Origin of the sequence: Coprococcus sp. AM11-30B (genome assembly GCF_027674365.1) — a bacterium.
GTDB classification, from domain to species: domain Bacteria; phylum Bacillota; class Clostridia; order Lachnospirales; family Lachnospiraceae; genus Allocoprococcus; species Allocoprococcus comes.
Window position 1 is genome coordinate 44,535 of the sequence record NZ_JAQDVB010000004.1, and the last position, 13,767, is coordinate 58,301.

General features: G+C 43.6%; 7 protein-coding genes. All 7 read right to left on the reverse strand.

Annotated elements, in window-relative coordinates; genetic code table 11:
* Positions 1 to 84 precede the first annotated feature (84 nt).
* Positions 85 to 867 carry a prepilin peptidase gene (locus PGU50_RS03140; RefSeq protein ID WP_270203090.1) on the reverse strand — a complete coding sequence of 261 codons (783 nt, stop codon included), beginning with the start codon at positions 865 to 867 and terminating at the stop codon, positions 85 to 87.
* 1 nt (position 868) lies between these two features.
* Positions 869 to 1,174 (reverse strand): hypothetical protein, encoded by a 306-nt coding sequence (locus PGU50_RS03145; protein ID WP_270246115.1) that lies wholly within the window; start codon positions 1,172 to 1,174, stop codon positions 869 to 871.
* Between the two features lie 159 nt (positions 1,175 to 1,333).
* Positions 1,334 to 1,813, reverse strand: a complete 480-nt coding sequence (locus tag PGU50_RS03150; RefSeq protein ID WP_270246116.1) for a prepilin-type N-terminal cleavage/methylation domain-containing protein — start codon at positions 1,811 to 1,813, stop codon at positions 1,334 to 1,336.
* Between the two features lie 84 nt (positions 1,814 to 1,897).
* The gene (locus PGU50_RS03155) at positions 1,898 to 2,653 is read right to left on the reverse strand and encodes a hypothetical protein (protein ID WP_270246117.1); all 756 of its coding nucleotides are present in this window, start codon (positions 2,651 to 2,653) and stop codon (positions 1,898 to 1,900) included.
* Between the two features lie 2 nt (positions 2,654 to 2,655).
* Positions 2,656 to 3,069, reverse strand: a complete 414-nt coding sequence (locus PGU50_RS03160) for a type IV pilus modification PilV family protein (RefSeq protein ID WP_270246118.1) — start codon at positions 3,067 to 3,069, stop codon at positions 2,656 to 2,658.
* Positions 3,056 to 3,895 (reverse strand): hypothetical protein, encoded by an 840-nt coding sequence (locus PGU50_RS03165; protein WP_270246119.1) that lies wholly within the window; start codon positions 3,893 to 3,895, stop codon positions 3,056 to 3,058. The genes PGU50_RS03160 and PGU50_RS03165 overlap by 14 nt, the downstream gene beginning before the upstream one ends.
* A 14-nt stretch (positions 3,896 to 3,909) precedes the next feature.
* Positions 3,910 to 13,716 carry a type II secretion system protein gene (locus PGU50_RS03170; protein WP_270246120.1) on the reverse strand — a complete coding sequence of 3,269 codons (9,807 nt, stop codon included), beginning with the start codon at positions 13,714 to 13,716 and terminating at the stop codon, positions 3,910 to 3,912.
* Between the last annotated feature and the right edge of the window lie 51 nt (positions 13,717 to 13,767).

A 13,767-nucleotide genomic window follows, 5' to 3' on the forward strand; every position in this document is an offset into this window, starting at 1 on the left:
CTCCATAAATCCTCTCTTCTATCTAACATCAAACCCTGTCATTTTCACATGATGGATCTTCTATTTCACTTCTTTGCAGTTTCTCTACAGAAAATGCAGATACCACGCTGCAATCTGATCGCCCCAGAAAACGGCTGCTGCAAGTGCCAGTGCAAGAAATGGTCCAAATGCAAACTGGTCTTTCTTCTCAAGCTTCTTTCCGGCAAGCATCACCGCCGCGTAACCGCCTCCGGTTACAATTCCGATAAACATCGCACACACGATAGATGCCGTACCAAGAAGCAGTCCGCTTGCTGCCATCAGTTTGATATCTCCGCCTCCGAATGCTCCCGGGATCACCAGTGCCAGGATCAGCATCGGTACGGAAATGATCAGAGCACCGATCAATCTTGTCACAATTCCCCGCTCCGGATAAAGCAGGAAATCAAAAACTGCAAGTATCAAAATCATAATATGAAATCTATCATAAATCATCTGTGTATCCCAGTCAATCAGGGCTACCACAAGTAATATTCCTAAATATGCAAAAATCACTGCGCCTCTTGGCGATATTACGCCTGATCTGCCACAGCCATATCTGGTCACGCAGCCGATAAAAGCTGCTCCACCTGCAAGTTCTGTCCAAAAACACCTTAAGGGGATCCGCTCCCCACATCCTCTGCACTTTCCGCCCAGACACAGAAAGCTCACACACGGGATCAGTTCCCATACAGTCAGTTCTCTGCCACAGCTTGTACAGTGGCTTCTCCCGCGTACTACATTTTCCCCACGGGGTAACCGGTCGATCACGACCGTTAAAAAGCTAAAGATACAGGCTCCAAAAAAGAACCGTATCGTCCATAAAATTCCTTCTAAAACTACTAACATCTCAATCTCCGGTATCGATCATGGTTTCCTCATGATACACCTTATATGGTGAAGGATCGTCTGCCTGATACCAGACAGTATATTCTCCTTCTTGATAAATGAACCGAAGGACTTGATAACCGGTCTCATCGGTCTGTAATACCCAGAAATCTCCGGGTGCTTTACTGAGTTTAATGATTTCATCATATAAACCATCGGCGACGCCTCCTTTATGGGAAGCGTCACCGAATGGTCCATTACTGCCGTACGCCTCAGTCCCGATTACCTGAAATGCTACCCGCACCGATTTTGCATTTCCCAAAGCCACCTGGGAGTCTGCCCGGTAAATCAACCGGAGCACCCCAGGTATAATGAGGACGATCGTAAGCAGAAGAATAAGTAAAACGTTAAGTGCCGACCTTATCCAACGGTATTTAGTTTTGGGTGGTTGGGCTTTGTTGGGGGTTGGCATGAGTATTTACCTTTCTTATTTATTTGTACCGCTTGCTGTTCCTACACTATATTTTTCTTCGGTTGCAGCCGGTTCAGCCTTATATACACATTGTTGTGTACCTTTTACGTATGTTGCTGTAGTAATTTTACCACTTTTATCAACTTGAACATCTTTAAAAGTTGCTGCTGTAACAGAAATTTCTGCTAATTCTTTAATATCCCCTGTTCCTAATGTAAGTGCTGATCCATTGATTCCCGTATTATTGCCAATAGTAACAGCAGCTGTTAATTCAACACCAGTATTTAATTTTGCATACTGTTCATCTGTTAAAGTCTGAGCCGCCATTACTAACTGACGAGTTTCTGCTGTAATCTGTTTCTCTTTTGCCTTGTTAATATATCCAGTCAGTGCCGGGATCAGCAGAGCTGCCAGGATTGCAAGAATTACCAGTACAACGATAAGTTCTACCAGTGTGAAACCTTTTTTCTTGTTCTCTTTCAATTTCTTAAACATGTTTCTTCACTCCTCTTAAAGTATCTTTTGTTTCTATATAAACGCCTCGGTGCATGCGCTCATATCATATAAATATAAACTTTCTCAATCTGAACCTGTCTCCGCCTTCGCCGTAATCTCCTCACAGCAAAGCACACTGTGCTTAAACTCCAGGATCTCTGAATCCGTAGCAACAAGTTTCGTCAGCTCTTTGTCACTGTACAGATTCACGGTCGCGCTGATCCAGTCTACCTGATCACCACTTTGGGTTCCTTCTGGAAAAGAATAAATCACTTCCAGATAATTGTTCATATAAAACCCTTTTCCAAATACCGTGGCAACTGCACGTGCCACCGGAACTCCATCTTTCAGATAGATATAACTGTTCTTTGAGCTATTGCGGAAATAATATCTGGTCAGTAACTGCCCACTGTCCACAGCCGACGCCTGACCGGTTCGATTGTTTTGAATATACAGGTCAGTATCCTCGCATCCGTTTGTAGAAACAAGGACGACATAACCCTCTTCATTTATAAATTCTACCGTATTTCCGTGCAAATTTCCAGTACTTTCTGTAATGTTTTCTGTAATGTTTTCGCTTTTTTCTGCTGAAACTGCCGGAATATCATAGATTTTCACATACCCACTCGCATTTTGAGTAATTGTTCTCAATTCCGTCATTGCGGTATCCAGTATAGACTGTGCATACTGCGTCCTCTGCACCCGGACAAAAATGCGGGATGCCGCACTTAAAGCGGATGCTGCCATCGCCAGCATAATACTGATCAGAAGCAGACATACCATAGTCTCAACCAGCGTCGTTCCTTCTTTTTTTTGAAGCAGGCTTCTCAGTCGTTTCATGATCAGTCTCCTCCTTCGGCATCTGTCTGTCCGGACTCTGATGAAGCTGCCACCGGTCCATAAAGATAAAAGGTTGTATTCTGCTGCCGCTTCTCGGCATCTGTATAGGTAATCTGTTTGCTATCCAGAGTTGCATCTACGGAAAATACTACATTTCCAATCTGTGTCAGGCCAGAATCCGCCGCACGGAACCGGATCGTCTTCTGGCTTCCCGTTACCGTTTCTTCCGAAGACTGCAGTCCCTCAAGGACAGCCGCATTATCTGCACGGATTTCTTTATTCTTTTTCAATGCCGAATTGCTGTAGGAAATGGCTCCCTCCAGCACTCCGAACATGATCAGGAAAATAAACATACTCGCCATAACTTCTACCAGGGTTTCTCCGGCTTTCGCTTTTATTCTTTTAATTCTGTGCATCGCCATCGCCTCCTGTTATCGTAATCTCTCCCGTGTCTTCCACAAATTTCCGTGAAAGCGGTTCACTGGTCTGGTATGTATATTCGATTTTGCCACCATCTGAAAAATCGCACTCGTTTCCGACCGTACTTCCGACCCTCCAGACGCCCCCTCCAGTCTCAACTGGTACCCATATGATATTCTGTCCCTTATAGGTAAACTTCACATCATAAGTCTCTTCTCTTGTATATTCTGCGGTATAAGTATAAGATGCATCTTCATAATAAGCTGTCACTCCGACCATCAGCACATACTGTCTGACAACTGTATTCTGCCGTGCCTCGATCTCTGCCGTATAATCGGTTGCCGTACTGACATTAATTTCTCCATTTTTCAGATCCCCTGCTGAACTTCCAACTTTCTCTTTCGCAAGGGAAATGCAGAGATTTCCATACCCTTCACCAATCTGTCCTGCTGACAGATCATCCGTACTCGTTCCATCTGTAACAAATTTGTATTTCGTCGCCTCTGCACTGGACGCTGTTTCATCGTTATAGATCGCGTACTGGGAATTTTCCAAAAAGCTGTTTGCAAAGGTATAGAAATTCGTACCCGATGAGGTATTTCCGGCTTTTAGTTCTTTATCCAGTACTTTTGCGTAGCTCTTTGCCAGCTGGTAGCAGCGTTCCTCCTTCAGGCGCATATTCGACTGCGCCGTCATGAGTCCCGCCGTATACAGGATGGCAGCCGCAAAAGCGATAAAGAACGCGGATACACAAAGCACCACTGCCATGGATACACCTTTTTTTTCATTTGCTTTCAGCTGCTGCCAGCCTGTATGTTTCATAGCTTCCTCCATATTTACCGACTCCATTTGATCTCAGTTTCCTTTGATGCCACATAAGCATCACTTCCGTTGCCACTTCCAGCGTCTTCTGCTTTTACATTTGCAAGTACATCTGCTTTAAACATTGCCGTTTCTGTCACGATAAAATTACCATGTTCCACAGAAACTTCATTCGTATCTTTCACAGATTCCAGATCCGGAAGTTTCAAAGTGTAACGGAAGCCGCCTTTTCCGTCTGGCTCGGCGATAATCACCGGTTTCAGCGTAATCGTGTAATAATTATAAGCTCCACTGTCTGAAACATAATTTGACTCAATCGTCACATTGTATACTTCCGGTTCAAAAGTATGGATTTTTTCCTCATCTGGTACACCTTCCTGTGAATCATCTTCTTTTTCCTTCACATTCTCCCAGATCCATTTCCATTCTTCCTCAGAAGTCTCTGTCTTCTCTTTTATCTTGCGGTATACATACTGCTGAAGTTCTACTTTCTTCTGTTCTTCTCCATCCACCGTTTCTGTCGTTTCGATAACCCGGAGTTTTCCTTCCAGCTTATTATCCTGTCCGGCTTCTGTCTCTGTCAGTTTTCCTTTCAGATTGATCGAATAGACTTCTGCACAGTCGATACTGCTCCATTTCAGCACCGTACGATCTGCATTCCACTGTTCTTCATGGGAAGGCACTTCAGGCGTATCGGTTACTTTTACCTTCTCTTCTTCTTCCACGGTATCTGCTTCTACTTCCGGTGCTGTCAGTTTTGCATACGGAAGCTGTACCGTTCCGACTTTCACCCACCGTGAGCTGACACTGCTGTTACCGGAAGAAATTCTGGTGTAGTACGCGATCCATTTACCGGCATAGCGAATTGAGAAATTATTCATAAAGTGGTAATAATCCTGTGCATTTTCCATGTTCATCTGAACCGGAACAAAATTATCCTCATAAGTCTGCGGATAAATCTTTATCATACGATTCCCCGGATTCTCTACGGTAGAAGCTTCTGCATCCTCCTTGGAATTATAAACATAGGCTTTCAGAAGGTATGCGCTTCCTCCAGGTGGAATGCTTTCTTTCGATGCGGCAATGTTGATTCTCAGACCTTCTGCCGTTCCATTTTTAAAATCTTCCGCATCTACCGGCTTCTCCTTATCATGTGTCCAGCTGACTTTCCATCCATCCAGTACCGGAGCTGCAAGTCTGCTCGGAATTTCCAGTTCATAGGTCACACCCGGAGCACTGTCTACATAGACATTCTTATCACTCGTTTTGGCTACCAAATAGACAACGATTCGTTTGCCCGCATAAGCTTCCAGATTGATCGTCTTTGAATAGCTGCCATCTTTTGCTTCACGCTTCGAGATCACATCTCCCATGGCTGTTTCTTTTCCGGGCTCGCCAGAATTGCTGTACTCGCGAACATAGATCTGGTATCCCATACAATAAGTCTCATCTGAGATTTTTGCCCAGCTGACATTGTAATTCAGTTCATTTTCATCCACATTCACTACCGATGGCTGTCCCGGCTTTTCCAGACGCTGTGATACATTGTAGATCGCTGTGGAAGAAAGTCCGATCTGACTTTTTGATGCATCTCCGATACGGGTTACTTTCAGACGGATCTGGGTGTAATTCCAGTCATCTCCGTCTGCGGTAAAGCTTCGCCCGCTCTCTTTATATGCGCTTGTATCAATCGTAACTTCCTTGCCATCTGCATCAATACCGGTCATCTCGATCTTATACTTCGGATCGGATGTCGCAGCTAGATTCTTGTCCCACGAGAAGGTGTACTGCATCCGGTTCTCATCATCATAGGTCGGTTCCAGGTTGGATCCGTCTTTCTGATCAAGTACCGGGGCTGCAAGCCAGGTGAACAGTCTGCCCGAAGTATAGTTATAATCATTAAAATATCCTCTGTTATACTTCAAAACCGTACTGAAACTATACTTCCATTCACATTTTTCTGTTCCGTCGGTCTGCTCCTCAACATCAGCCAGCTCAATTATATTTGCAGCATTTTCTGTATCTACATCATAATATGTGTAGACCGGTCCAAGACCAGACTGTGAATACCAGAGACGAATCTTCAGGTTCGATGCATCCCGCAGATAATCTGGAAGATTTGCAAATGTCGCTACTGCATTTCCTTTGGATACTGACATCATATCGGTTTTTGCAAACACAACATTCTGTTTTTCTGAAGTTCCGCTCTTCCATGTTCCAATCAGTTCTGCACGATAAATGGTAGGTGTTTCTACAATGTTTGTATTTGCTCCCTCAAGTGTGACGTTAATCTTCAGATCATCCAGACTGCTTCCGCTGATCGATGTCGTTGCCTTCACCCGGTCATTGCTGTTATAAGTTCCCACTTTAATTTGTGGCTGATAATTCGGAAGATATACCGGCACAGAAGTAAGTATTGATGACTGATAACCATCTCCTGTTGCCTGTGCATTAATCTGATACCATTTTTCATCATAAGCAATGTAAAGCCTTCCTGTCGGATTTTTCGCATTCAGAGTCAATGATTCATATCGTCCAAACAGACTGATTTTCACCTGCCATCCCGGATACTTCTTGTTATAAACATCCAGATTATTTAAACTATAACGATAGGTATACTGACCCGATTCCGTTCCTGTTTCGATCAGTTCTACTTTCACATCTGGCTCAGGCAATATTCCTTCTCCCTGTGTTACTTCTGCATTTATTGCTTCTGACTCTTCTATATCGTCATACATACTCTTTGAGCGAACTGTGATCTTTAATACTCCGGACATTCCTGCCGGAATATCAAAACTCTCTTTCTCTGTATACATCACATGTTCTTCTGTCACGCCCTGATCATCTGCAATTGATACAACATAAGCAAATGGATCACATTTTTCCTGTGTTAAAGAATCTTCAAGATCTTTTGGTATAACAACCATCGTAATCTGTCCATCCGCAACTGTTGCTTTTGCTGCAGCTGGCGCCAGAATCTTTTCACTTCCGGAATCTGAAACAATTCCTTCGATACGGCGATAACTGGTTCGAGTATCTTCTATCAGTACATTATCTGGATTGGTAATATAGGATCCATATAACTTATCCCATGCTGGTACCTCACCTTTTTCCAAATAGAACAACACTTCTCCTATTACGTTATTGTTATATTTTATATAACGTCCATCCAATCTACACGATGCTCCGTCCACCGTTTGCTGTGCATAAATATACGCTGCAAAATACTGCTCATTATCCATATCATACAGGAAGAAATAATCACAGGTATAGGTACTAAATTTTTTATTATCCCCTCTTCCATATGACTTCAACCCGCCTGCATCCAAACCGTTTTTTGCTTTTCCACTTCCTGTTTTGCTTCTGGAAATCCGGACATTGGTAAATGCCCATGGAGTACTCTCCTTTGATCCATCCAAATAAAAATTATTTTTCCGATTTTCTGCCGACATCATTTCCGGTCTTCCATTTTTTGTATAATCACTTGCTGCCGAATAAACCGGATAATTTGTTTTATTATAATTGCTGTCACCTAAGTTCAATGAATAACATTCTTTTACAATCGTGTTTTCCGACCATGAAGCACCTGCTTTATCGCTTTCACCATACCGGTCTCCAAAAATGCCACTCGCAAAATTATCACCATTTAACTTATTACCAAAATTCCGGCATCTCTCAATCCGGATAACAACATTCTGTGTTGATGTCTGTATTGCATATCCATCTGCTTTATCACACGACAGGAAACCAAAAATTCCAGATGCCATGGATGAAGAGTAAATCTGTACTCCTGCCTCATTCACACAATCTAATATCTGTACAGTAAAACTCTGTCCCCGACTGATATTTCCAGTTCGATAGGTTGTAATATTTCCAAGGATTCCGGCACTGTCATTTGCTCCGCTTCCAGATGTACCATTCTGTCTGTAAATACTTCCATAATTGTTACAGCTTACAATATTATAAGTATCTTTTTCATATGGATGATAGAGCTGTGCAACAATACCACTGGACGCACCAATCCATCCGGCACTGTATGTAGTCTGCAAGTTACCATAATTTCTGCATTTTTCAATGGTTCCGCCAGTTCCTGTCCACTGTCCCATAATTCCGCCGGAATAATGAGTATTATAGCAATAAATCGTTCCGTAATTGATACAGTTTTTGATATTCCAGTCACTTGAAGTTGAATTGTTCTGATTTCCGATAATTCCACCGGCAAATCGGTTGGTAATTCCGGTCGACAGCTCACGTCCGACAAACGCTCCATTGATCAAGTAAGTCGAATCATTTTCAGACTCATTCATTCCGATAATTCCACCGGTACCTACACTGAGTGCCTGTGATTTATTCAGTATAAACCAGTTACCTGACACACACTTATTAACCGAACCGGTTGTCCCGTTAAAGGCAGTAATACCTCCCAGATTTCCGTTTGCATTCATATACATCAACATCTTTCCAGATGTAATATTTGTATTGTCTGAATACTTTTTGCCACCAGACCAGCTGCTATAATTGACATATTTGTTTCCATCTTCGCGCAGTCCGGATTTACGTGCTCTCTGGTTCATTTTATCAAGCGTATCTTCCTGTATATCATCTAATATGATATCCGAGGTTTCACCACTTCCGGACATTTCGATTGCACCCTTATTAAATCCGGTCACACCACCAAGCATACCTGCTTCTGCAGACAGACTGCTGGATGTATTATCCTCAAGCATACAGCCATCAATAGAACCATCTGTCTCATTTTTTCCGGCAATTCCGCCGACATGGCTGGACAGTGCTTCTTTTTGTTCTGCTGTGCTTGAACTTGTCGCACTATAGACTCCCTGAATATTCATTTTGATATAAGGAACCTTATCGTCTTTCAGCAGCACATAATTGATTCCGGCAATTCCGCCATAACAGTTTCCGGCTTCACTGCTTGCTTCTGTCATTTCTCCGGAATAAGCACAGCTTATGACGGAAATACCATCTATTCCATTCTGCAAAATCGTGGCATTACCATTACTTCCAACAATTCCACCAAGATACTTATATCCACTGAAATCATTAAAATTCACACCTTCTGCCACAACCTTTACCACCGTCCCCTGGTTCATGCCGACAGCGCCTCCGACAACCAGCGCAGTCTGCTGTACATTGATTTCCGGCATGGTCGTAATCTTTGTCACACTTCCTGTCGCCTGGGAATCTCCTACGGTTCCGTTATTTAATCCGGTAATTCCTCCGATAATGACCGCACTTCCCTTAAGGACCACGTTTTCTTTCGGTGCACTTCCCAGTATCGTTCCGTTATTCACTGCACAGATTGCTCCTGCGTCCATGACGCCCAGACTGTAAATCTCTGCCTTTGTCGTTTTTGTTCCCTGAACGTTGCAGTTCTCAATAATTCCATCCGCTTCATTTTGTGCCGCGATTCCTCCGGCATATCCGGAACTGCTGCTCACACTTCCGTAATCTTTACTGTTCGAAATCTTTGCCACATTAACTGCCGTAATTCCTCCCGCATATCCGGAATCCGCAGTTACTTTTCCTGCCCGGTTGATTGTATTGGTCACATTTCCACTGGTTGTACCGACAATTCCTCCAACCATTCCGTGGGTTGCCCGTACCTGACTCGCCTTGCATACCAGATACTGTGTTCCAGACTGGCCAAGAGAATCCTGTCCCAGATAGTTTCCAACAATTCCACCGACATTTTCATAACCGGTGATCCTCGCTCCGCTTCCGACAGCTACAATTTCTCCGTTTGTTCCGCCATCTCCGGTAACACTCAGAGTTCCTGTTTTTTCATTAATACCAATAATACCGCCCACATTCGTTCCGTGACTGCTCATAATGCTGCGGCTGATATTCTCGTCTTCAGCAACCTGGATCGTACCGCTGTTTCTACCTGCGATTCCACCAACATTATCACTGGCAGCAGAAATATTTGCATAGCTGGTGTTCTCTCTTATCACACCTTTGGTCAGATTCCAGCCGACGATTCCACCCAGATTCTGATTACCGGAAATGGTCTTTCCTGACATGGTACTGCATTTTTCAATGGTTCCTGCTGTGTAGTTTCTTGTTCCATCTGTAAATGTCGTATCGCTTCCGATATTCAGTCCGGCAATTCCACCGACATAACTAAGCGCTGCATTTCCAAAATGCTCACTGAGAGTACACTGGTAAATGAGCCCCGCATTCAGTCCGACCACTCCGCCGATTCCTGTGAAACCGGATAAACTTCCCTTGTTGGTACAGTTGTCGATGATCTGATTTTTAAGATTGACTCCGACAATTCCACCTGCCAGGTGCAGCTCCAGATTTTCCGCCTCATCTGGCAGATCGATGCCCGCTCCAATCTCATTTTTTGCAAATGTCCCCAATTTCACCGTTCCGACCGCTTCACCAAACGCAGCAGATGTCAGAGAAATATTTCCCGAATTGGTACATTCTTTCACTACAATCCTGCTGTTCTTTTCACTGTATCCAAGAATCCCTCCTGTATACAGACTGGCAGTGATCGGAAGATTATTCGTCGTTGTGACCGTAATCCTTGTCATATTGGTATTGGTATATCCACTCGCATATACCGGGATATTATCCGCACTCAGTTCCGGCAGCAGTTTATCTGCATTTTCCCGCAACTCTCCTTCTGTTGTAGAATAGGTGCTGATATATCCAACCACACCACCACAGAATGCTTTTCCTTTGATCGTACCAAGGATGTTATCTGTATGGATTCCATCCATCACAAGATCGTTATTTGTATTTATCAGATTCGCTCCAATACATCCGCCGACAAAAAGCTGACCTTCCACGCTTCGTGGACGGATCTTTAAGTCTGATTCCGTCACAGACGCAGATGCATTTAATCCAAACGCACCACCTGCACATTTTCCAAATGCATAGATACGTCCACCGATCAGGGTGTAGTTGACACTGATCCTGGCATTCACATCATTGAATCCAACTACGCCACCGACATAATCTTCTCCAACCACGATACTGGAAACAGATTTGACCGTAATATTCTGGCTTTCTTCGGAAAACAGAATATTACCATCATTATATCCTGCAATTCCACCTGCATAATCCGCTTTTGCTTCCCAGTTATTTACAATCGTATTGTAAATAGAATTATCATAATCGGATAAGTAGCTTGCGCAGTTTGAGATCGTAGCTCCGTTGGCATTATATCCGACAATTCCACCAATGTATTTTTCATAACCAGCCGTCACACCATTATTGATACAATCTGTAAGTTCGACTGAACCTGCATTTTCACCAACGATTCCACCAACATAACTGTTACCAATCACATAGTTTCCATTTGTCGTGACAGAAACTCCTCCATGTGCCCGGATTGCCTGACTAATACCGCCAAGACCACCGGCAATACCACCGACATATTTTGATCCAAGCACATATCCACCGCTCTTTGTTGAACAGTTGGCAAGCAGGGAAACATTTCCATATCCGATGATACCACCAACATATTCTCCACGGAGTAATTCATCCTTTTTCGTCTGATCATACACATACCCGGTCTGTCCAGCTGCACTTGAAGCTCCATAAAGAAGCGTATTCTCACCATATCCGACAACTCCGCCGAAATATTTTCCTTTTTCATAATCGTCTGCAACGGAAGAAACGTTGCAAAGTACAAGTCCGTCATTGCTACAGTCTGTCAGATCCGACATTTCTCTTAGCACATCATCCCGATAGTTCGTAGCCTCTAATGTACCAGTTACCTTTCCTGCAATTCCACCTGTACAGTAATTGCCGTTGATGTTCGCATGGTTTTCGCATTCCGCAATTTTGGCACCATTCTTTTCGGTTGGCAGGCTTGCATATCCCACGATACCACCGATTCCTCTTTTTGTACTTTGGGGATCAGTATCCGGGATCTTGACATTCATAGTCCCCGACATAGAAAGCTTTGTTGCCTGCCCTACTGCTACCGTAGTGCCATCTGCATTTGCCATACTTCCGATCACCCCACCGACCGCTGCCATAACAGATCCATCAGATGCCCCTGCACCAGTCTGTTCAAGCGATACATTGACCGCCGTATCTTTTCCGGTCACTGCCGTATCTGATATATTTCCCTCGCTTCGCCCGGCAAGGATTCCGATTCCTTTCAGTGACGAATACTTTCTGGTATCTGCCTTTTCCGTTCCAAAGGTCAGTTTCGGATTCTGGAGCGTCACCTGTTCGATCGTTCCCTTTACTTCACAGAACAGTCCCAGATACTCTGGTCTGCTCACCTGACCTGCTGCCTTCGTTTCGGTTCTTCCGGTTTTCTGTACTGCTGCAGCAGTCTGAAGTTCGTCTGCTGTTGTATCATCAATAATCGAGTCCTCACCCAGCTTCAGATTCGAGAGCAGCGTACTTCCTCCCTTTCCTTTTAACGTATAGCCTGCAGGAAGCTCCGCAATTGCCGGAAAATCAATGACCGAAGTTTTGCTGTTCTCTTTCCAGGCCAGCTTCAGGACATTCTTCTGTCCGGAAACATTACCCGAAGTCTGCTGTGTCAGCTGATACACACCGGTACCGGCTGAAGTCCAGTCCATATTTTTATTGGTAAGTGTGAAGGTCGGATTTCCTTCCTCTGCATAATACCGGATATTTGAAAGATGACGGTACGCAGCAATCTTTACATCATTTAGGGATGTGCTGTCCGCATACATGGTATTCGCTGTATTAGATGATACTGACTCGCTGTCTTTATATTCCTTCTGGATCAAGTTGGCTGAATCTTTTCCGGCATAAGAAGTCGCTTTTACTGTTGCATAAATATTCTGTGCCTTTGCAAGATCTTTTGTCATAGACGCAAGGCGACAGATACTTGTGCTCAACGTTTTCTCATAAGCAGATGAATCCGATGCCAACGTTGCCTGTGTCTTCGCAGACATCATGGCATCAAGAATCAGAGAGTACTTATTATCGCTGTAAGTCAGCGGGAACTCCCATCCTTCACTTTCTTTATTCTTTCCATCCTTCAGAGTAACCGATGCCATCTGTCCACTGTCCGACTTATTCTGATCAATGGACCATCCGTTTTTCCGAAGATCATATGGCGATACAACCATACTGAAAAGCTTTTTGTCACTTCCTTTTAAATAGAAAATAATCTCATAGCTTACATCCAGACTGCTGCCCACATTACTTGACCAGTTCAACGACAACCGTTCACTGTTCTGAAGACTGATCGTTGCAATACGAAGCTTCGTTGTACCAAGATTGACTGCATTTACCGTATCATCTGCGGAATAATAACCAAGCAGACGCTTGCTTCTGCTTTCGTATTCTCTGTCAAGCATGGTAAGCGAATGTTTTTCATCTTTCTCGGCATAATTCAGACTGTCGCATTTTGTTGCATAAAATGCAGAATACACTTCACCGGATTCGATATCAATTTCAATTGCGATCGCACCTTTGTATATATCTTTATCATAGGTATAATCATCGATCAGCGTAAGCACCGGATTCTTCTTTGAGTTCTTGCTGTCATAAGAATCTGCATTCAGCGTGATCGCGTAAATTTTTCCATTCAGGTTCAAATCTGATCCCGTATATTGGATCCCTTTTTTCTCAATCTGCTTTTTAAAACTGTCCCATTGACCGGATGACCGGTAATAAGTAAGCTTCGACTCTGCCGCCAGATAGACTGTCTTGGCATTCTCCTCATTCTTTCTAAATTCCGCTTTCCGCCAGTAATTGATAAAAAACGGAACTGCGACTGCTGCAATGATTGAAAGGATGATGAGTACTACCATCATCTCTACCATTGTAAATCCTTTTTTTCTGTTTTTTCTCATATTCGTACACCTGCTATATATTCATTCATCAAACTCTAATTATACATAGTA